The following is a 26099-nucleotide window of genomic DNA, read 5'->3' on the forward strand; positions in this document are numbered from 1 at the left end:
CAATCCACGAAATCCGCTTACTTCGTCTTCTGCGCGCCGATCTCGCGATCCCACTTCTGGAACGCGGACACCATCGCCGCGGCGTTCAGCGGCACGACGTGCGGACGATCCGACAGCAGCTTCGCGTACTCCGGCCGGCCATACTTCTGGATCGTTTCCTGGCTCTTCGCCGGCGCCATCGAAAGCGGCACGTCCTTGACCGCCGGACCCGGATAGAAATAGCCGTCGTCGTAGGTCAGCGCCTGCTGCGCCGGCTCCAGCATGAAGTTCATCAGCTTGTAGAGCACGTCCAGCTTTTCCTTCGGCACGCCCTTCGGGATCACCATATAGTGGGCGTCGTTCACCCAGGTCATGTTGTCGAACGCCTGCACCTTGAACTCCGCCGGGACGATGCCGAGCGCGCGCGGGTTGATGTCCCAGCCCGTCACCGTGACGGTCATGTCACGCGTGCCTTCGCCGAGTTCCTTCATCACTGCCGACGTGCCGCCCGGGTAGTAGGGAATGCAGTCGTTCAACTGCTTGAGGAAGGCCCAGGTCTTGTCCCAGCCGTTGATCGGGTCTAGCGGGTCCTTGTCGCCGAGGACGTATGGCAGGCCCATCAGGAACGTGCGCCCCGGCCCGGAATTCGCCGGGCGCGCATAGATCAGCTTGTTCGGATGCGCCTTGCACCACGCGAGCAGTTGCTCGGGCGTCTTCGGCACTTCCGTGACCTTTGCCGGGTTGTATTCGAGCAGCGGCCCGGCGGGCATGTACGTCACTTCGAGCCCGTAGCCCTGCGCGATGTCCTGCATCTTGCGCGGACCGGGCGCGTATCTGTTGAGTACGCCGGGGAACGCGGCCGATTGCTCGGGCAGCAGCTTTTCCCAGAGGCCCTGCTGGATGCCGGCGGCGAGCGCATCGGTGCCGGTGACGACGAGATCGATGTCCGAGCGGCCCGCCGCCTGCATCGCCTTGATCTTGCCGGGCAACTGCGGCGCGGGCGCGTTGGTAAACGTGATGCTGGACACGAGATTCGGGTTCTTCGCCTTGAAGGCCTCGAAGCCCTTTTGCGTCAACTGCAGGTTCCCCGCGACGTCGACAATGTTGATCGATACCGGGTCCGCCGCCTGCGCGGCCGTGGCGAAGACCGCACTCACCGCGACGCACATCGCCGCCAACCTGACTGACAACCCTGAACGCAACGTCATTTTGTCTCCTCACTTCTTTCGTTTGGATGGCGGCCGGTCGATTTTTACGCCGGCATTCTGTTACTTCTGAAAGCTGGAAAATAGCCAACCGCGCAAGCTGATGTCAAGCAAATATACCTTGTCAACCGGGCCGTCAGACGAACACGCCGAGCGGTGGAAGCGCTTGCGGGATAGCGCTTTCGGCCATTGCTCGGGATATACCCGGAGCGTGTTTCGACCGATTTGTTTAACACCTTTCGCAGCTTGTTTCGAAGGCGAGCAGTTCTTCGACTGCTTTCTTAATCCGCGCCAGATGTTCAGGCGGCGTCGCGCTAAGGAGCGGCTGGATCGGTCCCATGTCCGCGATTCCTGAAAGCGTCACGGCGTCGTGCAGCACGCGGATCAGCGATATCTCGTCGCGCAGTGATTCGAGCGGCAGGAACGCGTCGTAGAGGCGCTGCGCTTCCTCCGTTCGATCCGCCTTCGCGGCGCGCAGCAGCGCCATCACCGCGCGCGGCGCGATGCAGCCGGAGCCGGTCGTCCAGGCGGCGAGGCCGAAGTCGCGCACATGCACGAGCGCGGGCCGCTCGCCCATGCCCGACACCACCCGCGACGGCTTCACGCTTTGCAGCAGGCGGCGCAGATAAGGATCGTCGGCGGGATTCGCGCGCGGGATCGCGTACTTCACGGCGAGCAGCGTGCCGTCGTCGACGAGGCGCGCGAGCGTATCGACATCCACGTAGTCTTCGCTTTTCAGATAGAGCGTGAGCGGAATACCGGCCGCGTCGGTCAGCCGCGAAAGGCCCGTCGCGACGCCTTCAGGCGTCGTGAAGCCGGCGAGCGGCAGGATCATCGCGGTTCGGTACGACGTCTTCGCGAGGATGCGCGCCTGGTCGAGCATCTTGCCGAAATCGGGGCCGATCGCGGGAATCACGCGCGTTTGCGGGCCGGCGCTCTCGGCCAGCAGATCGAGCAGCGCGCGATACTCACTGACCGCGACGTGATACAGATTGGCGTTGCCGCCATAGAGCAAGGTGCGCACGCCGCCCGCTTCGATATGCGTGATCAGTCTGCGGTTCTCGTCGGCGTCGAGCGAAGAATCGCCGCGGCGCGCGAGCGGCGGCACCGCCATCACGCTGTGAGCGAACTCGGCTTCGACGATCGGAGAGACGTTCATGGCACCTCGCGCGCGGCGTGTCTGGGTGACGCGAAAGTATCATTCGGCTTTCAATGTTGTCAAACAACTTGATGCCGTGGTTTTCCCTGTGTGCAGGGCTTTGAGCGCGGTTTACTAAGACCCGAACATCCGGTCGAGCGCGTTTTCGAGATGCGCCTTCATCGCTCGCCCGGCGCGTTCTGGATCGTGCGCGCGGATCGCTTCGAGCACTTCGAGATGCTCGGCCTGCACGAGCCGCTGGCGTTCGAGCGTCTTCACGAGCGAGAGATTGCGCGAAAGGTTCATGCTGAAGACCACCTGCTCCTCGATGAACGTCATCACCGTGATGAAGAACTGGTTCTTCGACGCCCGCGCAATCGCGATATGAAACGCGAAATCGTCCTTCGCGCCGATGCCCTGCGTCTCGACCACGCGCTCCAGTTCTTCCCACGCGGCCTGGATCGCGGCAATGTCGCTGTCGTCGGCGTGGCGAGCGGCGAGCGCGGCCGCGCCCGCCTCGGTAACGACGCGGAATTCATAGCAACGGCGGATGTCGGACAGCGTTTCGAGCGGCGCGAAACGGCGCACGTCGGGGTCCGGACGGCGGCCGACGGTCGTGCCCGACCCGCGCCGCGTCACGATGATGCCGTCCGCGCGCAACCGCGCGAGCGCTTCGCGCACGGTCGGGCGGGAGGTGGAAAAGCGTTCGGCGAGCGCGTGCTCGGTCAGAAGGCGATCGCCTTCCTTGAACTCGCCTTCGATGATGCTGTTGAGGATGTCGCTGTAGATCCGGTCGGCCAGACCCGATGTTTTGCGCTCGTTCATTGCGGGCTTCACGGTTTGTCAGCGTAAAGCCCGATTGTAAGGCAGATTTTTCGGGTTGTTCTACCGGAGCGGGTTTATCCGGGTGTGTGCGCCGGGCGATTAGGCCCGGCACTTTGACCTTACATCGAGAGCAGTTGGCGCGCCTGTTTCGCGGTTGCCACCGGACGCCCGTACTCGGCGCACAGCGACGCCACGCGCGACACCAGTTGGGCGTTGCTTTTCGCGAGCGTGTCCTTGTCCCAGCGCACGTTGTCCTCGAGGCCGGTGCGGCAGTGGCCGCCCATTTCGAGCGTCCAGTGGTTCACTTCGAGCTGATGACGGCCGATGCCCGCCGCCGTCCAGGTCGCGTCGGGCAGATTCTTCTTCAACTGCTCGACTTCGAATTCCAGGATTTCGCGCCGCGCCGGCAACGCGTTCTTCACGCCCATCACGAACTGCACGTGCACCGGCGATTTCAACAGGCCCTGATTCACCAGATCGACCGTGCTGTAGAGCATCGCCAGGTCGAAAATTTCGATCTCGGGCTTCACGTTGTGATCGAGCATCATCTTCGCGAGCGTGCGCACGAAATCGGGCGGATTTTCGTAAACGGTCGTCGGGAAGTTGACGGAGCCCGTTGCCAGCGACGCCATGTCGGGCGCAAGGTCGAGCATTGCTCCGCGCTGTTCGAACGAGCGTCCGCGACCGCCGGTCGAGAACTGGATGATGATGTCGGGACAATGCTTGCGGATACCTTCCTGAAGCTCGGCGAAGCGATGACGGTCGGAACTCGACTTTTCATCTTCGTCGCGCACGTGCAGGTGAACCAGCGTCGCGCCCGCCTCGTACGCTTCGTGCGTGCTTTCGACCTGCTCGGGAATCGTGATGGGCACCGCCGGATTGTCTTTCTTCTTCGGAACCGAACCGGTGATGGCGACGGAGATAATGCAGGGTTGACTCATGCTCTTCGCTCCTTTGCGGCTCGGGCTCCGTCGGGTGAGGGCCATCCTGCCGGTATTTTTAACTAACTAGTACGCCCGTAATCTTGAAGCAATCGCCGGGGCGCGACAAGCCCCACAAACCCTAACGCCTCGATGCCCTGAGATTGGGGACCCTCCCCTCCCGCAAAAAGAGCGCCCGCCGCCACCTGACGTTCGATCTATTTCTTCTCGGCCGCAGCGGTCAGCAAGACGCCGAGCTGTTCGTCCGTCAAACCGGGCTTGACGTCGAAACTCATCAGGTCGGCCCATTCGAGCACCCACGCCGCCAGCGGTTCGATCGTCGCGCATTCGCAGATCGCGAGCCCTTCCACGCCGCCGACCGCATGCCAGCGTCCGATCACCTTGATGCCGTCGGGCGGCGCGCCACCCGTCCTGCGAAAGCGCTCGCTCGCCGCCTGCTCGGCTGTGGGCAACGCGGTCCATTTGGCAATGAATAGCATGGTCCTGACCTCCGTGGGAAATCGTTGCGGAACCGGCCACCCGGCCAACCCGTTGCCGTGCGCCCGGCTCGACGGCAAACCGTCGCGCGTGCTCGCGCGCAGCGGTTCGCTGATTCAGTATAGGAGCCGGACCAAGCGGCCGTGGAGCGCATCACGTCTGAATAAAAAGGTGTCGGGGAGGAAGTTGTAAGGCTCATGGTCTAGAACACTTCAGCAAGCGGCGCACTCAATAACGAAAGGCCATCGAGGCTCACTCACCCCGGAGTCACCATGAACCGACACGCGAAATCGCCGACGTTTCTGCTTTTCATCGCTACAGCGCTCATCTTTGCATGCAGCGCAGCACGCGCCGACGGACTGATCCCGCCGGATACACCGCTCGGGCCAGTCGCGCAAATTCCCGGCAGCACCGGCTACATCGCGCCCGATTACGATGCCCGCCGCGCCGCGCTGCACAGCGTGTATCTCGCGCCGATCGAAATCTTCCTCGCGCCCGATTCGCCGTACAAGGGCATCGAACCCACGCAGATGGCCGCGCTCACCGCCGCCTTCACCGACATCCTGCGCGAGAACGTGCTGCAGAACGCCAACGTGGTCGATACACCGCAGCCGGATTCGATGGTCGTCCAGATCGCGTTGACCGACGTGCGCCTCACGAAGCGCTCGTTTCGTCCGCGCGACATCACGCCGGTCGGCATCGTGATCGACGGGGTAAAGCGCGTCGCGGGCGTGAGCAAGGTCTCGCTTCAGACGATGACCGTGCAGGCGTTAGGCGTGAGTCCAGACGGCGAGACGCTGCTCTTCGCGATCAACAATCCGCCTCTGCCCGGCGACGCGGGACCGGAACCCGTGAGGCTCGACGAAGTGCCCGGCGTGCTCGGCGCGAAGGCCGAGCGACTGAAGTCGGTGTTTCTCGCGATCAGGGAGCACCACTAGTCGATGTCGATGTCAGTGCATCCCGGCGACCGGCACGACCATCACCGGCTGCGAATACGTCACGACGGGCACGGGCGCGACCGCATAGCTACGCTGCACCGGCACCACGACAGTGACACGCGGCGGCGGCGGAGGAACAGGCACGACCGGCTGGGCAACGACGGGCACGACGTAAGTCGGCGGCGCGGGCACGTAGTAGTAGACGGGCCGCGGCGGCGGCGCATAGACGATGGCGGGCGCCATGTAGGTGACGCGCACGACGGTGGAAGCGGAGGCGCCTTCCGAACAGATGAGGCCGAGGGCTGCGGCGGCGGAGACACTGATCATACGAAAGTCCACTTGGAATCCTCATGCATCGAATGCGGCGTGTTTCCTTCGCGTAAGAAGGCTTCCCGCCGATGGCTCGCCTGAAGCGAACCGTTGAGACGCTCGTGGCGCCGACGGTGCAAACGATAGCCAAGGCGCCATGAAAACCGTAGCGAAAACTTGTGTCATCGGATGTCGCGAACTTTGTGGCGGCCGATGATGTAGGTGCTTAATCGCCTGACCAAAAACCACGACATTCGGCGACATGATTTGCAAATTGCATCGACCGTGGGGCCGTCCCTAGAATGCGTCTGTCAAAACGAATCGATTGGAGAATCCAAATGAAAAAGATGCTGGCCTTGCTCGCGGCATGCAGTGCGATCGCGTTGTCGAACGGCGCATTCGCGCAGACCGCGACGCAGCCGATGGGCGCCTCGCCGCGCGTCGAGCACGCGATGCAGCAGTTGCAGATGCGCTTCACGAGCGCCAACACCACGCACGACGGCAAGCTCACCCACGAGCAGGCCGCCTCCGGCATGCCCCGCGTCGCGCAGCATTTCGACGAGATCGACACGCAGAAAAAAGGCTACGTCACCCTCCCGCAGATCGAGCAATTCATGCAGCAACGCGCGGCATCGCACTGACGACACGCGGCGCGCCACGCGATCGTCGCTTGATTTAACGAGCACGCCTTGAGCACCCGAAGCACGATGCTCATCAGCGCATCGCCGCGCTTTTGCAGGAGCCAATCGGACATGGACACGCTGCCGAAAATCATCGTCCTCGACGACGAAGCCGAACTGCGCAACATGCTGCAGCGCTTTCTCGGCTCGCAGGGTTTCGAGGTGCGCGCCGTCGCCGACAGCCAGCGGCTCGACCGCTATCTTCAGCGGGAGCCGTATGACCTGCTCGTGCTCGACCTGATGATGGAGCCGGAAGACGGTCTCTCCGTGTGCCGCCGCTTGCGCACCGAAGGCCACACGCTGCCGATCCTCATGCTGACCGCGAAGGGCGATCCGGTCGACAAAGTCATTGGCCTTGAGACCGGCGCCGACGATTACCTCGCGAAGCCGTTCCTGCCGGGCGAACTCGTCGCGCGGATAAAAGCGCTGCTCAGGCGCCAGAAAATGGCCTCCGGCGATCCGACGCTAACCGCGCAGTCGATCCGCTTCGGCGAATTCCGCCTCGACCTCGGGCGCCAGCAACTCTTTCGCAACGACGAGCCTTTCGAGATCCACTCCGCGCAGATGCAGTTGCTGACTGCGCTCGGCGCGTCGCCGAATCGCGCGGTGAGCCGCGACAACCTGATCGCGCGCACTCGCGGCCGCGAGCACGACGCGCTCGATCGCAGCATCGACGTGCAGGTGCTTCGGCTGCGGCAGATCGTCGAAGCCGATCCGTCGAAGCCGCGCTTCATCAAGACCGTGTGGGGCGTCGGCTACATGCTGCTTGCGGATATCGCGTCGTGAAGCGCCTTCGCCTGCCGCGTTCGCTCTTTGCGCGCAACATCGCGCTGCTGGTGGCGCTCGTCGCGCTGAGCCAGGTGTGCTCGCTCAGCGTGCTGATGCATTACGTGCAGACGCCGCGCATCGAACGCGCGGCCGCCGCGTTCGCGAACTACGTGACGACGCTCGGCGACGTGCTCGCCGTCGCGCCCCCCGACGCGCGCGGCGCGTTCATTGCGAAGCTCCACGCAGAAGCCGCCCTGCCCGCCGACGCCACGCTAGAACCACCGCGCTCGTTACGCGCGCTCTACCGCACCTACCAGCGCGAGACGTTCCTCACGATGCTGCGCCGCCATCTCCCCGCCGACATGCCCGTGCGCTGGGAAACACGCGCGAACGCGGAAGAGCGCCTGTGGTTCCGCGTGCATGTCGCAAGCGAGCCGTACTGGATTTCGCTCGTGATCCCCGACGCGGCACACAGCGACGGCATGCTCACGACGTTCCTGCTCTCGCTCGGCCTCGCCGCGCTCGCGACGCTCACCGCCTACGCGATCCAGCGCCACCTCAACCGTCCGCTCGACGACCTCGCGACCGCTGCGCGCAAGCTGAGCGCGGGCGGCCAGCCCGAGCCGCTGCCCACCGACGGCCCGACCGAAATCGCGCAGGTCAGCGTCGCGTTCAACCGCATGACCGAGGCGCTGCGCGAAGCCGAGGCGAGCCGCGCGTTGATGCTCGCCGGCATCTCTCACGATATCCGCACGCCGCTCACGAAGCTGCGTCTCGCGATGGCGATGGCGATTCCCGCAGGCGGCGACCAGGCGTTCGTCGCATCGTCGGAGAACTATCTGGAACAGATCGACGGCATCCTCCAGCAGTTCATGGACTATGCGGGGAGCGGCGCGCGCGAGGCGCCCATCGTCGGCGATGTGAACGCGCTGATCGCGAACCTCGCCGCGGATTTTGCGGGTCTCGGCCACGAGTTCGACCTCACGCTCGGCGACGTGCCGCCCTTCGCGTTTCGCCCCGTGAGCACGATGCGCATGCTCATGAACCTGATGCAGAACGCGGTGCTTTACGGCGTCACGGGACTATCGGTGCGCACGTGGATCGATAAGGATGCACATGCTGTGTGCATCGCGATCGGCGATCGCGGCAAGGGCATCGCCGCCGACCAGATGGAGAAGCTGAAGGAGCCGTTCAGGCGCGGGCGCGGCGGCGCGGGGCATCCAGCGGGCACGGGGCTGGGGCTTGCTATCGTCGAGCGTATTGCGAAGCTGCATGGCGGGTCGCTGGAACTGCGCGCGCGCGAAGGCGGCGGGATGGAGGCGCTGGTGACGCTCGGGATCGTTTCGAATGCTTGAGCGAACAACGAATGGAACGCTTGATGCTTGATGACGACCCCCACCTTGCGGTGTCCCATTGCCATCCACCGAACTGGAGCGCGCCATGTCTTCCGAATCGTTCGAAATGTTCGACTTGCCCACGAAGTTTTCGCATGTTCGCTCGCAGGACACGAGTTACGAGCCTGAAGGATTGCGCGATTTCTTTCGCTACCGCGATCTCGGCATCGCGAGCGCGACGGGCGGCAGAGTAATCGCGCAACTCGTGAAGGCGCATGCCGCACCAGAGCAAGGCACCGGCTGGCACCGCCATGAGGCCGAGTTCCATATCGTGATCATGCTGAAGGGCTGGGCGCGCTTCATGTACGGCGATCAGGAAACGCTCGTCGCCGCTGGCGACTGCGTGCATCAGGCGCCCGGCATCGTCCATTTCCTCTTCGACTATTCGGAGGACATGGAGTATCTGGAGATCGTTGGTCCGGCGGACTTCAAGACGATCGATGCCGTCGGGCCGTGCGAAGTGCCCGCCGTCACGCCCTGGGTGAGTGAGACGGCTTGACCGTCGCGCACGTTTCAGGGCGAGCGCGCTGAGGCATCGCCATCGGATTGCACGGCCTGCGAGATCGGCACGTCTTCAGCCAGCGCTTCCGGATCGATCATGTGCTCCGGCGCAATGGCCTCGCGATGCCGCGAAGGACGCGGCGTCGCGTCCGTGCTGATCTTCCCCGGCTCGTCCATCACGCTCAAAGCCTCCGCGCTTTTGAGCGGCGCAATCGACTGCAACGGCAGGATCGGCTGCGCGCGCGCGTTGACGGTGATCGGGCTCGCCTCGTTGTCGTGAATCAGCGCACGCACGCGCGGATAGATGTGCCGCTCCCAGCGCTTGCCGTTGAACACACCGTAGTGCCCCACGCCCGTCTGTACGTGATGCGCCTTCAGATAAGGGCGCAGCTTGTCGCACAGGTCCTGCGCGGCGAGCGTCTGGCCGACCGCGCAAATATCGTCGCGCTCGCCTTCGATGGTCAAGAGCGCGGTGCGCCGTATCGCCGACGGCTCAACCTTGCGTCCGCGCACTTCCAGTTCGTGCAGCGGCAGCAAATGGCGCTGAAAGACGGTGTCGACGGTTTCCAGATAAAAATCGGCCGTCAGGTCCATCGTGGCGAAGTATTCTTCGTAGAAGACACGCACCGCGTCCGCGATATCGGGATCACCCTTCGCGCGCTGGTAGTGCATGTCGGCGAACGATTCGAGGTGGCGCGGCATGTTCATCGACATGAACGCGCTCAACTGCATGAAGCCCGGATACACGCGCCGGTGCGCGCCCGCGAAGCCGAACGGCACGGCGCTGATCAGGTTCTTCTCGAACCAGTCGAGCGGCTTGCTTTTCGCGAGATCGTTCACGCGCGTCGGGTTGATGCGCGTATCGATAGGGCCGGCCATTAGCGTCATGCTCGCGGGCTGCGCGGGGTTGTTATCCGCCGCCATCAGTGCGACGGCCGCGAGCACCGCGACGGTCGGCTGGCACACGGCGAGCAGGTGCGAGCCCGGCCCCATCTCCTCGACGAAATCGATGATGTGCTGCACGTATTCATCGAAACCGAAGCGGCCGTGCATCAGCGAAATGTCGCGCGGATTGTGCCAGTCGGTAATGTAGACGTCGTGATCGGCGAGCATCGTGCGCACGGTGCCGCGCAGGAGCGTGGCGAAGTGCCCGGACATCGGCGCGACGACGAGCACCCGCGGCTGCCTTTGCGCCGCTGGCAGGTCCTTCACGAAGTGGACGAGCGAGCAAAACGGCGTCTTTGCCGCGACTTGCTCGATGACCGGCACCGTCTTTCCGTCGATCTCGACCGAATCGAGCTCGAACGGAGGGCGCGAATGCGTAAGACCCGCGAGCGTCATGAGATCGCAGCGCGCGCGCAGGCCGCGGCCTTGCGGCGTCGCGGCCATCGCGGGCCACGCGGCGAGCGCGTGGCTGACGAGCGCGGCGCCGTGCCGGAGCGGCAGCATCAGGTCGGACAGCGCCTGGTAGGCGGGATATGCGAAGGGGTTCATCGATCTCCCACAGATGCGCGATACACAAAGGAGCCCTTGAGAACGCAATACATATGCCACGAGCGCCTCGACGCGGGCTTGATCGGCTACACCGCCGCATCACTTCGGCATAGTAGTCTGATTAGCTTGGCATAACACTTGCGCGTACCCGTCCGGGCCATGGTTTTGCCGCGAAATGGTGCGCCACCGCACCACGGCGTGCCTTGTCGGCACTTACAACCCGCTGGAGATTCGTATGGCAATAGCGACGCTGACCATCAGTAGCAAGAACTACTCCTCGTGGTCGCTGCGCGGATGGCTGCTGACACGTTTCAGCGGCCTGCCGTTCGAGGAAGTCGTCATGCCCGTCGACGATCCCCGTGCGCGCGCGGAACTGCTGCTGCTCTCGCCGTCGATCCTTGTGCCGTGCCTCGTTCACGACGGCATCAAGGTCTGGGACACGCTCGCGATCGCCGAATACCTGAACGAAGTGTGCCCCGATGCCGGGCTCCTCCCGCCCGAGCGCCGTGAGCGCGCGCATTGCCGCGCGATCTGCGGTGAGATGCATTCGGGCTTCGCGTCGCTGCGTTCCGCCCTGCCGATGAACCTCAAGGCGCACTTACCCGGCTTCAAGGTGTGGGCGCGCGCGCAGACCGACATCGAACGGGTAACGACGATCTGGCACGAATGTCTCGCGCAATACGGCGGGCCGTATCTGTTCGGCGAGCGCACGGCCGCCGACGCGATGTTCGCGCCCGTCGTGACACGTTTCGTGACCTACGACGTGAAGCTCGATCCGGAGATCGTCACGTACGGACAGACCATTCTCGCGATGCCGGAGATGCAGGAATGGATCGCCGACGCGCAGCACGAAGCCGAGGAAATCGACGAACTCGACGCGGAGTTTTGAAGCGTCTCATGCGGCGGGTTTTGGTTTTAGCCGCGCCGTGAACGATACTGTTGGATGAATCCTCCGCGATGGGCCGAGGCAGGTCATGTCATCCGCAACCGATGTTCGGCAGCGTGCCGCGCTTGGCGCCGGGGCGATGCCGTGCCCGGACCGTCCCATCACACCGCCCGACCTCTCCCCCGACGACCTCGCCCGCATCGATTCGATCCAGTTCCCGACCCGCACCATTCATCGCGGCGAAACGCTCTACCGTACGGGCGACGATTTCCGCAGCATCTACATCGTGCGCGTAGGCTGCTTCAAGACCGTGATCACGCATCACGACGACCACGAGCAGGTTACGGGCTTTCATCTGCCGGGCGAGACGCTCGGGCTCGACGGCATCTGCACCGACCGTCACGCCTGCGAAGCGATCGCGCTGGAAGACAGCTCCGTGTGTATCGTCGCGTTCGATCTGCTTGAAACGCTGTGCCGCGAAGTCAGGACGATGCAGCATCACGTGCATCGGCTGCTCTCGGGCGAGATCGTGCGCGAGTCGGCGCTGATGGTCATGCTCGGCACGATGACGGCCGAGCAGCGCGTGGCCGCGTTCTTACTGGATCTGTCGGCACGACTGGCGGCGCGCGGCTACTCATCGGCCGAATTCCAGTTGCGCATGACGCGCGAGGAAATCGGCAGTTTTCTCGGACTCAAGCTCGAAACCGTCAGCCGGATGCTGTCCAGATTTCAAAAGGACGGCCTCATCGATACGCGCGGCAGGCAGGTGCGGATTCTCGATCGCGAGAAGCTGTCGCGCGTCTAGCGCCTCAGCGCACCTTCAACACCGCCGCGCCCGTCACGCGCCCTTCGCGCAGGTCGGCGAGCGCGCGGTTTGCATCGGCGAGTCGGTATTCGGTCGTGCGCATCTCCAGATGGAATTGCGCGGCGAGCTTCATGAACGCGCGGCCGTCGTCGCGCGTGAGATTCGCCACCGACACCACACGCCGCTCGCCCCACAAAAGCGCGTACGGAAACGACGGAATGTCGCTCATGTGAATTCCCCCGCACACCACGACGCCGCCCTTCGCCACCGCCTTCAGCGCCGCCGGCACGAGCGCGCCGGCCGGGGCGAAGATGAGCGCGGCATCGAGTTCGTCGGGCGGCAATTCGTCGCTGCCGCCGGCCCAGTTCGCCTTCAGATCGAGCGCGAACTGCTGCGCGGCGGCATCGCCCGGACGCGTGAACGCGTACACCGCGCGCCCCTGGTGACGCGCCACCTGCGCGATGATGTGCGCCGCCGCGCCGAACCCGTAGATGCCGATGCGCCGCGCGTCGCCCGCCATCGCGAGCGTGCGGTAGCCGATCAGGCCCGCGCACATGAGCGGCGCCGCTTCGATATCCGAATAGCGCGCGGGAAGATGCAGGCAATAGCGGCTGTCGGCGACAACGCGCTCCGCGTAGCCGCCGTCGATCGTGTAACCGGTGAATGCGGGCGCGTCGCAGAGATTCTCGCGGCCCGCGCCGCAATACCGGCAGTGCCCGCACGTATGCCCGAGCCACGGCACGCCGACGCGATCGCCCGGCTCGAAATCCGTCACGCCGACGCCGACCGCCGTCACCACGCCCACGATCTCGTGTCCCGGCACGAGCGGCAGCTTCGGCTTGTCAAGCTCGCCATCGACGACGTGCAGATCGGTCCGGCACACGCCGCACGCGTGGACGTCGATCAGCAACTGGCCAGTGTCGGCGATCGGGTCCGGCAGGTCGGCTTCGCGCAGCAAGGGCGACGTTCCGTCGAAGATCATCGCGCGCATGACGTTCGTTCCTTTTTAAGGAAGTGCTCACAGAGCGGCGTGCTATCTCGAAAAATTAGCACCGCAATTTGCTGCAGCCGCAAAAGCCGGACCCAGGCTGCTTGTTGGGGCGCGGGCGAATCGCACTGGTGCACGCGTGCACTGCTTCGTGCTTTCACAGCCGCTAGTGATCTCGCTACACGCCGCGTCCGTGGCTCATTCTTGAGCATAAGCAAAGCAAATGCACATTCATACCAATGCGCAAAATGCTCGATGGACGGCATCGATGGAAACGCATAGTGTTGTATCGAACGGGTCTCCGCAGATTCGCAACGACGCGGACTCAGAGCGCCGTTCAGCGCGATGCGAATTTCGATTGAACTTCGGCATCGGCCTTGCTTCTCACTAGAGTGGAAGAATGTAGCCAGCGCTATTAAAAGCGCCGTGAAGAAGAAGTTGCTGCGATGCAAGAGTGCACGGCCAAAGCCTGCACGCATCGCCCGCCCATCAGACATGGTCGGCATGAACGCGTTTTCCCGCGTCATGCCGTTATTGGAATACCGGTTCCCGGAACGACGTGGCGTGCGCCTGAAGCCGCGTGGTCCCGGGCGATTGAATCGCTATCGTGGAGGTTTGTCATGCGTATCACCGTCAAGCTCGATGCGTTCGAGCGAGTCGATTCCGCTGCATTCGCCATCCTGTGGCTGGACAAGGAGACACGCCGCTGGTCACGCGAGGGACACCAAAGCGTCGATTTGCCGGACTGGGGCGGCCTGCAGGCGCGTCCCGACGGCACGCTGATTTGCGACCCGCATGCCGAGTCGCCGCTGTGCGTGCTCGAACACCTCGATTTCGATGCCGTCGGCGGATGCGTCGAAGGACAGGCTGGGCGCGCGCTGTGGTACATCGATGCGTCGCGCGCACCGGCGGCCGGACGCTGGCATGTGCAGTGCATCGACCGCGAACGTATCACGGCCGAGCACGGCGTCTTCGCGGGCGAAGAAGACGCCTAGGGAAACACTTCGCTCATGGTCCGTCGCTTGGCAGCGGCATCAGGAGCACGACGAAGGTCGTCACGCCCGTGACGATCGCGAGGACGCCGTAGAGCATCACGGCGTCCTGGTCGAAAAGCATGCCGCGTAACGCGGTCGAGATGCCCACGAGCGCAACGAAGACGGCCACCGCCGCCAGTACGATCCGCGATTCACCCCTGACCATGGCTTTTCTCCATCTCGCGCACGGCCGCGTCGAACGCGACGTGCAAAGCGGCGCGCGCGTCTTCATCGACGCTATGCGGCATCGGGATCAGCTCGTGCGCGCGCATGATCAGATCGAGCCGCGCGTCGAAGCGATCCGCCCTCGAAGCCGAGCGCATCAGTTCCACCGCGACGTGGCAGCCAGTAAGGCGTCCGGCAAAGCGCTGCATGCGCGCGAGTTCTCCGGCCGCCGCGGCCTCGATGGCCGCCGATCCGGCGAATCCGCGATACGCGATCTGCATGCCGACTTCCATGACGCCGCCCTTGCACGCTCATACCTCTTTCTATTTTTGTAGCCCCGATGCTCGCATGCGTTGACCTGCGTCAAGGTCTGCAAAAGCGTCCACACAAGCGTCCGAAAGGCTTGCCAAAGGCATGCCTGCTCTGGTGTTTTCCCTTGGCTCTGCCCGCGTGCGTTGTTGGTAGTATCAGTTGCCGGCATCGTTGCGGGAACGAACGCGCACGCGGCCGGCCCCCACGCGCCGCACCGACTCGCAGACCACGGGAGACACGAATGAATCAATCAAAATTCAGCGATCCGTTTAGCCAGTTCGCCGCGATGTTCCAGCAGTACAAGCTGCCGGGATTCGACGTCTCGGCGATCCTGGAGGCGCGCCGCAGGGACGTCGAGGCGCTCGCCGCGACGAACCAGGTCGCGTTCGGCGGCATGCAGGCGCTGCGCGACAAGCAGCTCGAAATCCTGCGCCGGACGCTGAGCGAGCTCGAAGCGATCGCGACGCAGTTCGAGGCGTCGTCAAGCAAGCCGCCTTTCAATGCGACCGAACTCGTGCAACGCGCGCTGCGCGACGGTCTCGCCGACATGCAGGACATCGCGCGCACCACCCAGCAGACTCAGGCGGAAGCCTACGCGCTCGTTTCGAAGCGCATGGAAGACGCGCTGAAGGAGCTGAAAGCATCGGTGAACCGGCCTCAGACCTAGCCAGAGCTCAGGTCCGGGGCTGCGCGCCATGCGGCCAAGCAGAGGTTTTCGATGGCATACGACGATTTCACCGCGTTCGAACACCGGGGCTGGGAGCATCTGGTCCAGCCCTACGAAAACTACTTCGTCAGGCTGACCGCGCAGTCGCACGGCGCGCTGCTCGATGCGCTCGGCGTCGGCGACGCGAGCCGCATGCTCGACGTCGCGACCGGCCCCGGCACGCTCGCGGCGGCCGCCATTGAGCGCGGCGCGACGGTATCGGGCATCGATTTCTCCGCCGCGATGATCGCCCACGCGCGGCAGACGTATCCGGAAGTCGAATTCCAGGTCGCGAGCGCCGACAAACTCCCCTTCAACGACGAAAGCTTCGATGCGGTCGGCATCGCCTTTGGCATGCTGCATTTCCCAGACCCCGAAGCCGCGCTCGCCGAGGCGTTCCGCGTGCTGCGCAAGGGCGGGCGCGTCGCGTTCACGGTGTGGGCGGCGCCAGAAAAGGCGATCGGCTTCCAGATGGTGCTGAAAGCCGTGGAGATGCACGGCCGGATGGACGTCGCGCTGCCGGCCGGGCCGCCGTTCTTCCGCTTCAGCGACGCCGACGAATCGAAAAGTGTGCTCACCAATGCGGGTTTCGCTGATCCGCAAGTGATCGAAGTCGAGCAGACGTGGCACATCGCGCCGCCCGAAACGCCGTTTCACAGCCTGCTGCGCGGCGGCGTGCGCATGAGCGCGCTGCTCAACGCGCAGGAGCCGCCGGCGCTCCTGAAAATCGAAAGCGAAGTGAAGGCGAGCGTGGCCCGCTACATGCAGAACGGGCAATTGCTCGTGCCGATGCCGTGCGTGCTCGCGTCGGCGGTCAAGCGCTGACGTCGCTGTCGGTGTGGCCCGTCAGTTCGCTTTGCAGCACCGCAAAATCGACGGGTTTCTGCAGCACGCGCACGCCCGGAATCGGCTCGCCGATCACCGCGCTGTTGCCGTAGCCGGACACGAGCAGGACGCGGATCGCCGGGCGCGTCTGCCGCACGTCGCGTGCGAGTTCGGCGCCCGACATGCCGGGCAGCGTCAAGTCGGTGAGCAAGATGTCGAAGCTGCCCGCCGAGAGCACCTCCACCGCCTCCTCCGCGCTCGCCACCGCCGTGCATTCGAGACCGAGGATCGTGAGCAGGTCGTGCATCGCTTCGCGCGAATCGCCATCGTCTTCGACCAGCAAGACCGAGCGCTGCCCCGCGGCGCGCGGCATCTCTTTCGGCGGCGGGCTTCCGGCGCGGCGCGCGCGGTTCTTTTCGAGCGCCGCGCGAATCTTCCTCGCCAGATCGTCCCGCCGATACGGCTTGTTGAGCAGACTCACGCCCCGGTCGAGCTTGCCCTGGTGGAAGATCACGTCGCGCGTATAGCCCGACGTGAAGAGCACCGCGATCGGCGGCGAACACGCGGCCGCGCGCCGCGCCAGTTCGGCGCTCTTCACCTCGCCGGGCATCACGACGTCGGTAAACAGCAGGTCGATGTCGAGCCCGCTTTCGATCAGCTTGAGCGCCGCGTCGCCGTCGGGGGCCTTCAGCACTTCGTAGCCGAGCTCCGTCAGCATCTCGACGGCGGCGAGCCGCACGTCGGCATCGTCCTCGACGACGAGAATCGTCTCGTGCGCGCCGAGCGGCACGCCGCCCGTGTCGACGGTTTCGGGCGTTTCCGCCTCGTCGCAGCGCGGAAAGCAGAGGTGCACGGTCGTGCCGCGCCCCGGCTCGCTTTCGATCGACGCATGCCCGCCGCTCTGCTTCGCGAAGCCGAACACCATGCTCAAGCCGAGGCCCGTGCCGCGTCCGTCGGGCTTGGTGGTGAAGAACGGCTCGAATGCGTGTTCGAGCACCTCGGGCGGCATCCCGGCGCCCGTATCGGTGACGGAAAAGCACAGGTAGTCGCCGCGCGCCAGCTCGGGCGTCTCGCGCCATTCGCCCGCCCCCACGACGACGTTGCGCGCCCTCAGCGTGAGCGTGCCTTCGCCGTGCATCGCGTCGCGCGCGTTGATCGCGAGATTGAGGAGCGCGTTCTCGAGCTGGTTCTTGTCGACGAGCACGTTCCACAGCTTTTCGTCGAGGTTCGTCCGGACGGCGACGGTCTCGCCGAGCACGCGGTGCAGCATCTCCGTCATTCCAGCGAGCAGCCGCGCCGGATTCACCACCGCCGGTGACAGCGGCTGGCGCCGCGCGAACGCGAGCAGTTGCGCGGCGAGACGCGCGCCGCGCTGCACGGCATCCGTCGCGGCGGAGATGCGGCGCTGCGCGGCCGCGTCGCCGCCCGCGCTCGTCGCGAGCATCTGAAGATTGCCGCCGATCACCTGCAGGACGTTGTTGAAGTCGTGCGCGACGCCGCCCGTCAGGCTGCCGATCGCCTCCATCTTTTGCGCCTGGCGCAATTGGGCCTCGGCGGCGGTGCGCGCGGCCACCGCATCGGCGACGCGCTGCTCCAGCGTGCTAGTGAGCTGGCGCAGCGCCTCCTCGGCGATCTTGCGCTCGTGGATGTCGATCAGGACGCCGGGGAAGCGCAACGGTACGCCGGTCGCGTCGAGCTGGCAGCGGCCGTTCGCCTGCACCCAGCCGTAGCTGCCGTCCGGGCGGCGGATGCGGAACTCGATGTTGAACGGCTCGTTCGATTGCAGCATCTCGCCCGCAAGATGGGCGATGCGGTCGCGGTCGTCGGGATGGACCGTGCGTTGCGCGACTTCGCGCGGCAGGCCGTGGGCGGCGGCGTCGGCATCGACGGAAAAGGTGCGCGCGAAGCGTTCGTCGCCGCGGATGGTGTCGGTCGCGACGTCCCACACCCACGTGCCGAGCACGGCGCCCGTGTTGAGTGCGAGTTGCAGGCGCTCGTTGGTCGCGCGAAACGCGGCCTCCGCCGACTCACGATGGCGCTCGGAGAGCACGCGCCCGGTCGTCTCCACGACGATCGACAGCACGCCGGCCGGCGCGCCGTGGTCGTCGGCGACGGGGCTGTAGTACAAATCGAGCCACACGTGCTCGGGCCGCCCGTTGCGCAGCAGCACGAGCTCCTTGTCGTGGTAGGAGAGCGTCGCGCCCGCGAGGCAGGTCTCCATCACCTGGCGGTTGAAAGCCGCGACCTCCGGCCAGCCGAGCTCGACGGGCGCGCCGAGCAGATACGGGTGGCGCCCGCCCGCGAATTCCGCGTAGGCGTCGTTGTAGATCATGTAGCCCTGGCGGCCCCAGAGCATGACGAGCGGCACCGGCGACGCCAGCAGGAGCTGCACGGCGGCGGCCAGGCTGCGCGTCCAGGCGTCGATCGGTCCCAGCTCGGTCAGCGACCAGTCGAACGCCTTGATGCGTCCGGCCATCTCGCCTTTCCACCCCGGGCAGCCGTGGTCTTCCGTCAAGAAGGGCATGCGGTGTTCTCCGCCCATTCGGAAGATGGGTCGTATGTTGTTATGTCGTGAAGCGGCCGGTTGCGCCGCGTCTTATCGATTTTAGGTCACGCAGGTTGCAAAGGCTTCAGCGCGCCGCCTTCACGATGATCTGCGCCTGCATATCGCGCTCTATCTTCTTCAAAAGTGCGAGCGTCGCCTCGAAATCGGCTGGGGAGCACACCTGCTTGCCGAAATCCGCGCTCAGGCGCCGCGTCACCTGGATCACGTTGCTCGCCGGATCGAACACGTAGCGCGAGCGAAAGGCGAAGAAGCGGCCCTCGATCGTCGCACCGTCCGGCACTTCCACGACGCGCACGTCTTTTGGCAGCGCGATCTGCGAGACCTCTTCGAACTCGCCGCCGACGCACACGAAAGGCTGCGTGCGCGTACGCTCGGAAAGCCAGTTGCGCACTTGCGTCGCGATGCCGCCGGAGAGGCTCGTCAGCGCCGGCAGCGCCGTGGTGCCGGTCGGCCACACGACGTCGTCGAGCGTGCCGGCGAGCGTCGTCATGAACGGGCCGGTGGTGGCATCGACGTCGCTCGTCGTGAGGCTCGCGCTGCCGCGCAGGCCGGTGGCGCGCAGGCGCTCGACGGCGAGCGCGTCGCGCCGCTGCGTGCTCGTCGAGCGCAGGTTCGAGCGCTCCATCTCCGCAATCCAGCCCGCATCACGCACCCAGTACGACAGCGCCGCGCCGCCGTTCGCCGCCACGTCGATTGCCAGACGCGCGTCGCGGCCGAGCGGCTGCACGGCGGGCGTGCGCGCGAGCGTGCCGGAATCGACGAGGAGCGTCGGGCGGTCCATGTCGATCGGCGGCAGATAGCCGAACTCGACGCTCGCCGCCGTCGAATCCGCGTAGAGCTGCAGATCAGGCAGCCAGGTGATGACGTGATTGATTGCGCCCGATCCGTAGCCGGGCACGGCGGGCAGCGTGTAGACGGCACCGAGGCCGATCAGTGCCGCCTCGCTGCGGATACCCACCGCCGCGAGCAGCGCGCCGAACAGCGCGACGTGGTCCTTGCAGTCGCCATAGCGGTTCGCGAGGACGTCGGTCGCGCGATGCGGCACGGCAGGGCTTTGGCCGATGAAGAGCGCCACGTAGCGGATATTGCGGCGCACCCAATCGTAGAGCGTCTTCGCCCTGACGCGCTCGTCGGGATCGTTTCGCGTGAGCGCGCGGGCGAGATCGCGGATGGCGGGAGCGTCGGCGGTCGGATCGGCGGCGGGTTCGCGGTAGCTCGCGGCGAAGGTCGCGTAATCGGGGAAAGTGGAGACCATCAGGCGGTCGCCGTACTGCACGTAGCCGACCGAGCCGTTTTCGATGCGCTCGACGCGCTCGCTGCTGTAGTTGAATTCGTAGCGCGTGCGGCCGTTCTCGGTCACGGGCGGCGACGCGACGTAGCCGCGCGCGTCGGCGTAGAGCGTCTTGCCGGCCGGCAGGTCGAAGATCAGCTTCTGGCTTTGCACCGGGCGCCGGCCCGGCTCGACGAAGTAGTTGAACTGGCCGGCGACGACGGGTGTCGACTGGCTTTTATGAAACCGCAGATACACACTCGACCCGGTGCCGACTCCCGGAAAGATCACGGCGCGCAGCTTCGCGTCCTGAAAGGTGGGCGCGCCCGCCGAGCGCGGCTCCTGGATGTCGCGGATCTGGTCGGGCATCACCGCGTGGCGCACGCCGTTCATGTCGATCGCGTAGGCATCGACGATGTCGACCTTCGACACGCTTTTGTCGAACCACACGTAACGCTGCGCGATTTCATCGATGCCCGCAGGCGTGTTCGCACGCAGGACCGTCGCGTCGTCCTCGACGACCGAGCCGTCCTCCGCGACGACGAAGAGGTGCACGTCGCTCACGACCGTCGATGGCTCGTCGGTCGCCCAGGCGGGCGCGGCGACGCCGGCCGCGAGCAGGCAGGCGACGCCGAGACGGCGCATGACATCGATCGATGGGTGACGCATGACCCGCTGCCCCTCGCGCCACGCGCGTGGTGAGAACAGGTCATCGTACCGTAGTTTCAGGCCCGGGCGGACCGGCGCGGCGGCCTCAGTTCATCGGGCTGCGACGCATGATCGGCGCGAGCGCCGAGCCGATCCGGTCCGCCTGCCGCTCGTCGACGAGACGCGCCAGCAGCTTCGCGAAGCGCGGCTCCTCGATGCCCGAGACGATGTACTGCCAGCGATACGCGTCGAGCAAACCGGCATCGATGGCGGTGCTTTGTTGCGCCGTGAACGTGCGGCCGCATTGCGCGCGGAAGTACTCGGCATCGGCTTTGGCCTGCATCTGCAGCATGCCGTCGACGCCCGCCACCAGCGCGATGAGATCGTCCACGGCGGCATCGCGCGCGGCATAGTCGAGCTTCGCGTGCTCGCGAATCAGCTCCAGTTCATCGATGATCGCGTGCTGCGATTCCTCCTTCCAGTGAAAGAGAAACACGTCCTTGAAGAGCGGCGAGAGGCTGTCGTCGGTCTCCATGCTTTGACGGTAATGAACCTGCGTGAAGATTTCGATGTGGCACGTCAGCGCGAGAATCGCCCAGGTGCATTTGCCGAGGACGAACTGCGCGACGTCGTCGGCTTGCGGCATGAAGCGGTAGCCTTCGGGCATGCCTTCGGCGGCGAGCAGTTCGATGCGGCGGAAAAGCTCCTGATGCTTCAGCTCTTCGTCGGTGAAGCGCACGACAGCTTCGAGCGCGATCTGGTCGCCGAGCGCGTGATCGTGACCGAGCTCGAGCATCTTCGCGCCGATGAAACGCTCGCAAAGGCGAAACATGTTGGCATACGTGCGGCCCTGAATCTGCGACATGAGCCGTTGTTCGGCTGCGTGCAGGAACGTGAGGCGATCGACCTGCGAGAGACCGTCCGGGAGAAATTTGTGCGCGAAATCGAAATGGCGTGCGCGAATGACATCGCGGTCGATATCCCAGCGAATGCGCTTCGACACCGCAATGCAGCTTGCATAGCGTTGAGTTTGCGATTCGTGTTGAACGGCTTGCATGGTCTGGCTCCTGTCGGAAAGTGGGTTGCGGAATTGAGCGGGAGCGAGACGGGTGTTTCTTCGCGACCGTTCGAGAATGGATTCTCCGGACGCGGCGGGGGACGGGCATGAGGCGGCGGTCCCGGACGGGGCCGGGACGTGCATGCGGATTGCTTTTTATATGGGACTAGTGTCCCGGAGGCGCGTCGAAGCCCGCCTTGCGCGCGAGCACGATCGCCTGTGCACGGCTCTCCACTTCGAGCTTGGCGAAGATGCTGGTGATGTGATTGCGCACGGTCTTCTCGCTGAGCCCGAGGCGTGCGGCGATCTGCGCATTGTCGCGGCCACCCGCGATCAGCTCGACGATGTCGCGCTCACGCGGCGTGAGTAGCGAAAAAGCCGGATCAGCCGATGTCCCCGTCGGCAGAAACGCACGAAACTCCTCGCGCCAGCGCAGCCACGCAGGCTCGCCATCGAGCAGCAGATGGTTCTCGCTATCGAGCGGCACGAAGCGCGCACCGGGTATCAGTCCCGCGATGAGACGGCTCTCCTCGAACGGCACCCGCGCATCGCCGCTCGCATGAAGCACGAGCGTTGGACAGCGCACAAGCGGCAGCAGATCCACGACATCGATCTCGTTGAAAACGCGCATGATGCGCCCGGCGTTCTGCGGAGAAGTCGAGATGCGTTCGAGTTCGTTGAACCAGCGATGCTGCTCGGCCGTGCCACCCGGGATGAACTGCGTCGTAAAGAACTGGCGAAACGCGGGATTCGCCTGACCCCAGCCCAGCTCGGCGAGCTTGACGAGCGTCTCGGCCTCCTCCACCGATTGCACCGTCGTCGTGCGCACGAGCTTGCCACGCGCGTAACCGCCGTACAGGATCAGATGGCTCACGCGTTCCGGATGCGCGATCGTATAAGCGAGAGAAATCGATGCGCCTTGCGAGATGCCGAGCAGCGCAAAGCGCTCGACGCCGCTCGCATCGACCACGGCTTCGAGATCGCGCAGCCATGCGCTGAAGGAAATATCGGCGACGTTGCGGTCGGAGAGACCGCAGCCGCGCTGATCGTAGCGGATCAGCGTGTGACTCCTGCACAGCTCCGCGACCAGATGGCTCCAGACGGGACTGCGCAGGTCGAACTCGAGATGGCTCAGCCAGTTCGCCGCCTTGACGAGCGGCGGCCCGTTGCCACACGACGCGTACGCGATGCGCACGTTGTCGCTCCCGGTGCAAAGCCGTATGTGCTGCCTGAGGGTCGCATTGGGCGCGGACATGGGAATCCCGACACGTTGAATGACGGCAGAATGAATCGACACCTTTCATGCAGATTATCACCGTCAGGCGCGCACATACTTATTCTTCCGCGCAATGCACCTCGAATTTGACGAGCGTCGTCTGGCCGAAGTTGTTGCTGAGCGCAACGTCCGCCGCATCGCGACCGCGCGCCATCAGCACGCGGCCGATGCGCGGCGCGTTGTTGCGCGGATCGAATGTCTGCCACGTCCCGCCGACGTACGCCTCGAACCACGCGGCGAAATCCATCGTTGCGTACGGCGGCGGCAAGCCGACATCGCTGATATAGCCCGTGCAATAGCGCGCCGGAATGTTCATCGCGCGGCACAGCGTAACGGCAAGATGCGCGAAATCGCGGCACACGCCCTCGCGTTCCTCATGGGCCTGCCACGCGGTCTTGGTCGGCCGCGCGTGGTGGTAGCCGAACGTGATGTGGCGGTGCACGTAGTCGCAAATCGCCTGCACGCGATCGCTGCCGGGCGCCGACTTCGCGAAGAGTTGCCACGCGATGTCGGAGAGCAGGTCGGTTTCGCAGTAGCGGCTGCCGAGCAGGAAAACCAGGCAGTCGGTCGGTAACTCTTCGACGGGATGCTGGCGGCCGTCGTGCGCGCGCGCCTCGAACTCGCCGCTGACTTCAAGCAGCGCTGTCGTCGACAACGAAATGCGCCCCGCCGGCGCGACGATGCGGCTGCACAGGTTGCCGAAGCCGTCGCGGTATTGCACGATCGGCACCGGCGGATCGACCACGAGCACGTCGGGCACCACCACTTCCTCTGCATGCGAGAAATGCGTGTTGAGCATCAGCATCATGGGTGTCGGTTGCGGACACTCGTAGACCAGTTCGTAACCGACACGGAGTTTCATTGGGCGGCCTTGGGTTTGCTCAAGTCTTTAACAGGTTCTTTCATTGGCTCTTTTACCGGTGCTTTGAGTTTGGCGGGCTCGCCCTTGACCGCTGGCGTCGCGTCCTCGTGCGGCACTTCGGTGACGTGCACCGTCACTTCGAGTCCGCGAAACGCGCCGGGCGTGCCGTTCCAGGTGCCCCAGAGCGGCAGCGCCTGATAGTGATTCCACGCGACCGCCACGCGGATCAGATGCCGGTTGCCGATGATGCTGTTGGTCGGATCGAAGTCGACCCAGCCCGCGCCGGGAAGATAGATCTGCAGCCACGCGTGCGTCGCGCCGCCGCCCTGCGTCTCCGAATGATCGGGCACGAAGATATAGCCGCTCACGAAGCGCGCGGCGAGCCCGAGCGAGCGCACCGCATCCATCATGAACACCGCGAAGTCGCGGCAACTGCCGCTCTTGTGACGCAGGGTATCAGCGGGGCGGTTCACGCCCTTCTCCGTGCGGCGCGTGTACTTGAAGTCGTTGGCGATGGCGAGCGTCATCGCGCGCAGCATCGCAAGCGTGCCGGTCGGCGTCCCCGACGACAGGAACTGACGCGCCCACGTGCTCACGTCCTCGTCGGGATGCTGCCGGTTGCGCGCATTGACGAGGTCCGATGCTTCCTCGTTCGTGTACGCGAACGGATACGTGGTGGCGTAGCGTTCGAGCGCGTAGTCGGGCTGCGGCGCCTCGTAATGCTCGAGCGTCACGACGCTCTCGAAGATCAGCTCCGAGGCTTCCTCGGCGAAGGTCGCGACCGCCACCGAATTGTCGAATACGTCGTGCAGCCAGTGCAGATGCGCAGGCGTCGGCGTGATGTGCAATTGCGTGGTCACGAGGCGCAGATCGTGGCTCGATCTCGGCCGGAACATCATCCGGTGTTCGCCGAATTCAACCGGTTCCGAATAACGATAAGCGCTGACGTGCCGCACGGTGAAACGCTGCGGGTCGTTTGTCTGGGTCACTTGGGTCACCGCGTGAAAGGCACCGTGGCCGCGCAATGATGCGCGGCTTGCGGATAAAGCGTCATGGCAATCTCCTGCGGGGAATCGGGTCGCTGCGGGGCTTTGATCAGACGGATCGGTTATACGGACTTTAGCCGTTTCGCGGCGGCGGCGCATGCATTCGATGCGTCAATGGTGCGGTATGACGCAATCAGGCGCGCGTCGAACGGTCCAGCCTATCAGAGAACGCTTCCCGGCGGAGGTTTTGCCCGTTATCGGTGCGTTGAGCTTTCATGGTTCGATGATATGCCCAATAGTCACGCTTCATTTGCTCTTCCACCCCGCCTGCGTGATGGCCTGCTCCAGCAGATCCTGCGATTCCCCGTTCTTCGGATCGAGCTTGAGCGCGTTGCCCGCATGTTCGCGCACGCAGTCCCATGCATTCACCTTCACGCATGATCGCGCGAGCCCGAGTTGTGCATCGAGTGCATTGCTTTGGGCGTCCTTTTGCACGGCGAGTGCGTTTTGCTTGCCCTTGTCTTCCACCGAACCCAAAGCGGCTTGCGCGGTCATCGGCGTGAAGTGTTCCTCCGGTTCGCGGCTCTGCAAGTACCACAGCCCTCCCACGACGACGATCGCCACCGCAACGATCACTGCCTTGGCCCGATGCGTGCGCCTGCGTGAAGCCCGAGGCGCAGGCACTTCGCGAGGACGATCGTCGGTCAGGAGAAGCGGCACTGGCGCTTCCACGGAATTCTCAAGCCGCGCCATATCGTGGATCTCGCTGCTGCGATCGAACGCGCAATGGGGACACACGTCGTCATCGATGGCTAGCAGCCTTCCGCAACCCTGGCACGTGACCAGCCGATGTTTGCCGAAGGTGAAGATGATGCTCATACGGGTCCTTTCGCGTTTCGATCTGACGAATAGGCGGGTGGCGCAGGGCAATCGAAACCATCGTAACTGGACGATATTGCGCCAGCAACGATGACAATTCCGTTTTCCTGACTTTCGACTACGAGCCTCGATCACTGCGCGACGATCTTCAGATGGTTTGTCTCAGTGCATCGTCCTGATGTATG

The 26099-nt window shown here is 64.7% G+C and carries 27 protein-coding genes; 10 read left to right on the plus strand and 17 right to left on the minus strand.

Annotation, left to right across the window (positions count from 1 at the left end):
• Positions 1-17 precede the first annotated feature (17 nt).
• The 5 genes from AWB67_RS04145 to AWB67_RS04165 all read right to left on the minus strand — a co-directional run bounded on the left by AWB67_RS04145 (position 18) and on the right by AWB67_RS04165 (position 4567).
• The gene (locus AWB67_RS04145) at positions 18-1148 is read right to left on the minus strand and encodes an ABC transporter substrate-binding protein (protein WP_374729800.1); all 1131 of its coding nucleotides are present in this window, start codon (positions 1146-1148) and stop codon (positions 18-20) included.
• A gap of 265 nt (positions 1149-1413) precedes the next feature.
• Positions 1414-2343, minus strand: coding sequence for a dihydrodipicolinate synthase family protein (locus AWB67_RS04150; protein ID WP_087654959.1), 930 nt, complete (start codon positions 2341-2343; stop codon positions 1414-1416).
• Positions 2344-2457: 114 nt separating this feature from the next.
• Positions 2458-3147 (minus strand): FadR/GntR family transcriptional regulator, encoded by a 690-nt coding sequence (locus tag AWB67_RS04155; RefSeq protein WP_087654960.1) that lies wholly within the window; start codon positions 3145-3147, stop codon positions 2458-2460.
• Between the two features lie 119 nt (positions 3148-3266).
• Entirely contained in the window at positions 3267-4088 is an 822-nt protein-coding gene (locus tag AWB67_RS04160; RefSeq protein ID WP_087654961.1) for a 3-oxoadipate:acetyl-CoA acetyltransferase, read from the minus strand.
• 197 nt (positions 4089-4285) lie between these two features.
• Entirely contained in the window at positions 4286-4567 is a 282-nt protein-coding gene (locus AWB67_RS04165) for a DUF3303 domain-containing protein (protein WP_087654962.1), read from the minus strand.
• A 270-nt stretch (positions 4568-4837) separates the two neighbouring features.
• On the opposite strand from AWB67_RS04165, the gene AWB67_RS04170 reads away from it, so the two are divergent.
• Positions 4838-5503: a DUF3313 family protein gene (locus AWB67_RS04170; protein WP_087654963.1), complete on the plus strand. Its 666-nt coding sequence runs from the start codon at positions 4838-4840 to the stop codon at positions 5501-5503.
• Between the two features lie 12 nt (positions 5504-5515).
• Here AWB67_RS04170 and AWB67_RS04175 read toward each other — a convergent pair whose 3' ends face one another.
• Positions 5516-5830: a hypothetical protein gene (locus AWB67_RS04175; RefSeq protein WP_087654964.1), complete on the minus strand. Its 315-nt coding sequence runs from the start codon at positions 5828-5830 to the stop codon at positions 5516-5518.
• A gap of 320 nt (positions 5831-6150) precedes the next feature.
• On the opposite strand from AWB67_RS04175, the gene AWB67_RS04180 reads away from it, so the two are divergent.
• From AWB67_RS04180 to AWB67_RS04195, 4 genes are all read left to right on the plus strand, one after another.
• Positions 6151-6453, plus strand: coding sequence for an EF-hand domain-containing protein (locus tag AWB67_RS04180; RefSeq protein ID WP_087654965.1), 303 nt, complete (start codon positions 6151-6153; stop codon positions 6451-6453).
• A 111-nt stretch (positions 6454-6564) separates the two neighbouring features.
• On the plus strand, positions 6565-7278 hold the full coding sequence (locus AWB67_RS04185; protein ID WP_087655059.1) for a response regulator: 714 nt from the start codon (positions 6565-6567) through the stop codon (positions 7276-7278).
• Complete coding sequence (locus AWB67_RS04190; protein WP_235025029.1) at positions 7275-8615, plus strand: ATP-binding protein; 1341 nt, start codon at positions 7275-7277, stop codon at positions 8613-8615. Before AWB67_RS04185 ends, AWB67_RS04190 begins: the two co-directional genes overlap by 4 nt.
• Before the next feature lie 85 nt (positions 8616-8700).
• On the plus strand, positions 8701-9153 hold the full coding sequence (locus AWB67_RS04195; protein ID WP_087654966.1) for a cupin domain-containing protein: 453 nt from the start codon (positions 8701-8703) through the stop codon (positions 9151-9153).
• 14 nt (positions 9154-9167) lie between these two features.
• Here AWB67_RS04195 and AWB67_RS04200 read toward each other — a convergent pair whose 3' ends face one another.
• The gene (locus AWB67_RS04200) at positions 9168-10649 is read right to left on the minus strand and encodes a polyhydroxyalkanoate depolymerase (protein ID WP_087654967.1); all 1482 of its coding nucleotides are present in this window, start codon (positions 10647-10649) and stop codon (positions 9168-9170) included.
• A 235-nt stretch (positions 10650-10884) separates the two neighbouring features.
• Here AWB67_RS04200 and AWB67_RS04205 point away from each other — a divergent pair, with 235 nt between their 5' ends.
• Together AWB67_RS04205 and AWB67_RS04210 are read left to right on the plus strand one after the other, a co-directional pair.
• On the plus strand, positions 10885-11538 hold the full coding sequence (locus AWB67_RS04205; protein WP_087654968.1) for a glutathione S-transferase family protein: 654 nt from the start codon (positions 10885-10887) through the stop codon (positions 11536-11538).
• 136 nt (positions 11539-11674) lie between these two features.
• The gene (locus AWB67_RS04210; protein WP_235025034.1) at positions 11675-12340 is read left to right on the plus strand and encodes a helix-turn-helix domain-containing protein; all 666 of its coding nucleotides are present in this window, start codon (positions 11675-11677) and stop codon (positions 12338-12340) included.
• A 4-nt stretch (positions 12341-12344) separates the two neighbouring features.
• On the opposite strand, the gene AWB67_RS04215 is transcribed toward AWB67_RS04210, so the two are convergent.
• Positions 12345-13331 carry a zinc-dependent alcohol dehydrogenase family protein gene (locus tag AWB67_RS04215; protein WP_087654970.1) on the minus strand — a complete coding sequence of 329 codons (987 nt, stop codon included), beginning with the start codon at positions 13329-13331 and terminating at the stop codon, positions 12345-12347.
• 617 nt (positions 13332-13948) lie between these two features.
• On the opposite strand from AWB67_RS04215, the gene AWB67_RS04220 reads away from it, so the two are divergent.
• A complete protein-coding gene (locus AWB67_RS04220; RefSeq protein WP_087654971.1) occupies positions 13949-14323 on the plus strand; it encodes a DUF3564 family protein in 375 nt (124 codons plus the stop codon).
• Between the two features lie 13 nt (positions 14324-14336).
• Here the strand turns inward: AWB67_RS04220 and AWB67_RS04225 are convergent, their stop codons facing one another.
• The gene (locus tag AWB67_RS04225; protein WP_087654972.1) at positions 14337-14528 is read right to left on the minus strand and encodes a DUF2964 family protein; all 192 of its coding nucleotides are present in this window, start codon (positions 14526-14528) and stop codon (positions 14337-14339) included.
• Positions 14515-14820 carry an HPF/RaiA family ribosome-associated protein gene (locus AWB67_RS04230; protein WP_087654973.1) on the minus strand — a complete coding sequence of 102 codons (306 nt, stop codon included), beginning with the start codon at positions 14818-14820 and terminating at the stop codon, positions 14515-14517. The genes AWB67_RS04225 and AWB67_RS04230 overlap by 14 nt, the downstream gene beginning before the upstream one ends.
• Positions 14821-15080: 260 nt before the next feature.
• Here AWB67_RS04230 and AWB67_RS04235 point away from each other — a divergent pair, with 260 nt between their 5' ends.
• A complete protein-coding gene (locus tag AWB67_RS04235; RefSeq protein WP_087654974.1) occupies positions 15081-15506 on the plus strand; it encodes a phasin family protein in 426 nt (141 codons plus the stop codon).
• A gap of 51 nt (positions 15507-15557) precedes the next feature.
• Positions 15558-16370, plus strand: a complete 813-nt coding sequence (locus AWB67_RS04240) for a class I SAM-dependent methyltransferase (RefSeq protein ID WP_087654975.1) — start codon at positions 15558-15560, stop codon at positions 16368-16370.
• Here AWB67_RS04240 and AWB67_RS04245 read toward each other — a convergent pair.
• From AWB67_RS04245 to AWB67_RS04275, 7 genes are all read right to left on the minus strand, one after another.
• Positions 16360-18894, minus strand: a complete 2535-nt coding sequence (locus tag AWB67_RS04245; RefSeq protein WP_087654976.1) for a hybrid sensor histidine kinase/response regulator — start codon at positions 18892-18894, stop codon at positions 16360-16362. The two genes, AWB67_RS04240 and AWB67_RS04245, sit on opposite strands and share 11 nt — an antisense overlap.
• A gap of 106 nt (positions 18895-19000) precedes the next feature.
• Positions 19001-20875: a DUF3857 domain-containing transglutaminase family protein gene (locus AWB67_RS04250; protein WP_087654977.1), complete on the minus strand. Its 1875-nt coding sequence runs from the start codon at positions 20873-20875 to the stop codon at positions 19001-19003.
• Positions 20876-20960: 85 nt separating this feature from the next.
• Positions 20961-21911: a hypothetical protein gene (locus tag AWB67_RS04255; RefSeq protein ID WP_087654978.1), complete on the minus strand. Its 951-nt coding sequence runs from the start codon at positions 21909-21911 to the stop codon at positions 20961-20963.
• Positions 21912-22077: 166 nt separating this feature from the next.
• The gene (locus tag AWB67_RS04260; protein ID WP_087654979.1) at positions 22078-23166 is read right to left on the minus strand and encodes an alpha/beta fold hydrolase; all 1089 of its coding nucleotides are present in this window, start codon (positions 23164-23166) and stop codon (positions 22078-22080) included.
• A 79-nt stretch (positions 23167-23245) separates the two neighbouring features.
• On the minus strand, positions 23246-24049 hold the full coding sequence (locus tag AWB67_RS04265) for a transglutaminase-like domain-containing protein (protein WP_087654980.1): 804 nt from the start codon (positions 24047-24049) through the stop codon (positions 23246-23248).
• Positions 24046-25038 (minus strand): transglutaminase family protein, encoded by a 993-nt coding sequence (locus AWB67_RS04270; RefSeq protein ID WP_235025030.1) that lies wholly within the window; start codon positions 25036-25038, stop codon positions 24046-24048. Before AWB67_RS04270 ends, AWB67_RS04265 begins: the two co-directional genes overlap by 4 nt.
• 303 nt (positions 25039-25341) lie before the next feature.
• The gene (locus AWB67_RS04275) at positions 25342-25914 is read right to left on the minus strand and encodes a hypothetical protein (RefSeq protein WP_087654982.1); all 573 of its coding nucleotides are present in this window, start codon (positions 25912-25914) and stop codon (positions 25342-25344) included.
• Between the last annotated feature and the right edge of the window lie 185 nt (positions 25915-26099).

Source organism: Caballeronia terrestris (genome assembly GCF_001544515.1).
Classification (GTDB): Bacteria; Pseudomonadota; Gammaproteobacteria; order Burkholderiales; family Burkholderiaceae; genus Caballeronia; species Caballeronia terrestris.

Bases quoted from the DNA above. Each gene is read 5' to 3' on its own strand.
- AWB67_RS04255 (WP_087654978.1), bottom strand. From the start codon at position 21,911: ATGCAAGCCGTTCAACACGAATCGCAAACTCAACGCTATGCAAGCTGC.
- AWB67_RS04225 (WP_087654972.1), bottom strand. From the start codon at position 14,528: ATGGTCAGGGGTGAATCGCGGATCGTACTGGCGGCGGTGGCCGTCTTC.
- AWB67_RS04250 (WP_087654977.1), bottom strand. From the start codon at position 20,875: ATGCGTCACCCATCGATCGATGTCATGCGCCGTCTCGGCGTCGCCTGC.
- AWB67_RS04265 (WP_087654980.1), bottom strand. From the start codon at position 24,049: ATGAAACTCCGTGTCGGTTACGAACTGGTCTACGAGTGTCCGCAACCG.
- AWB67_RS04185 (WP_087655059.1), top strand. From the start codon at position 6,565: ATGGACACGCTGCCGAAAATCATCGTCCTCGACGACGAAGCCGAACTG.
- AWB67_RS04175 (WP_087654964.1), bottom strand. From the start codon at position 5,830: ATGATCAGTGTCTCCGCCGCCGCAGCCCTCGGCCTCATCTGTTCGGAA.
- AWB67_RS04195 (WP_087654966.1), top strand. From the start codon at position 8,701: ATGTCTTCCGAATCGTTCGAAATGTTCGACTTGCCCACGAAGTTTTCG.
- AWB67_RS04260 (WP_087654979.1), bottom strand. From the start codon at position 23,166: ATGTCCGCGCCCAATGCGACCCTCAGGCAGCACATACGGCTTTGCACC.
- AWB67_RS04205 (WP_087654968.1), top strand. From the start codon at position 10,885: ATGGCAATAGCGACGCTGACCATCAGTAGCAAGAACTACTCCTCGTGG.
- AWB67_RS04160 (WP_087654961.1), bottom strand. From the start codon at position 4,088: ATGAGTCAACCCTGCATTATCTCCGTCGCCATCACCGGTTCGGTTCCG.
- AWB67_RS04180 (WP_087654965.1), top strand. From the start codon at position 6,151: ATGAAAAAGATGCTGGCCTTGCTCGCGGCATGCAGTGCGATCGCGTTG.
- AWB67_RS04200 (WP_087654967.1), bottom strand. From the start codon at position 10,649: ATGAACCCCTTCGCATATCCCGCCTACCAGGCGCTGTCCGACCTGATG.
- AWB67_RS04165 (WP_087654962.1), bottom strand. From the start codon at position 4,567: ATGCTATTCATTGCCAAATGGACCGCGTTGCCCACAGCCGAGCAGGCG.
- AWB67_RS04235 (WP_087654974.1), top strand. From the start codon at position 15,081: ATGAATCAATCAAAATTCAGCGATCCGTTTAGCCAGTTCGCCGCGATG.
- AWB67_RS04145 (WP_374729800.1), bottom strand. From the start codon at position 1,148: ATGTGCGTCGCGGTGAGTGCGGTCTTCGCCACGGCCGCGCAGGCGGCG.
- AWB67_RS04230 (WP_087654973.1), bottom strand. From the start codon at position 14,820: ATGGAAGTCGGCATGCAGATCGCGTATCGCGGATTCGCCGGATCGGCG.
- AWB67_RS04220 (WP_087654971.1), top strand. From the start codon at position 13,949: ATGCGTATCACCGTCAAGCTCGATGCGTTCGAGCGAGTCGATTCCGCT.
- AWB67_RS04155 (WP_087654960.1), bottom strand. From the start codon at position 3,147: ATGAACGAGCGCAAAACATCGGGTCTGGCCGACCGGATCTACAGCGAC.
- AWB67_RS04240 (WP_087654975.1), top strand. From the start codon at position 15,558: ATGGCATACGACGATTTCACCGCGTTCGAACACCGGGGCTGGGAGCAT.
- AWB67_RS04210 (WP_235025034.1), top strand. From the start codon at position 11,675: ATGCCGTGCCCGGACCGTCCCATCACACCGCCCGACCTCTCCCCCGAC.
- AWB67_RS04245 (WP_087654976.1), bottom strand. From the start codon at position 18,894: ATGCCCTTCTTGACGGAAGACCACGGCTGCCCGGGGTGGAAAGGCGAG.
- AWB67_RS04275 (WP_087654982.1), bottom strand. From the start codon at position 25,914: ATGAGCATCATCTTCACCTTCGGCAAACATCGGCTGGTCACGTGCCAG.
- AWB67_RS04215 (WP_087654970.1), bottom strand. From the start codon at position 13,331: ATGCGCGCGATGATCTTCGACGGAACGTCGCCCTTGCTGCGCGAAGCC.
- AWB67_RS04150 (WP_087654959.1), bottom strand. From the start codon at position 2,343: ATGAACGTCTCTCCGATCGTCGAAGCCGAGTTCGCTCACAGCGTGATG.
- AWB67_RS04170 (WP_087654963.1), top strand. From the start codon at position 4,838: ATGAACCGACACGCGAAATCGCCGACGTTTCTGCTTTTCATCGCTACA.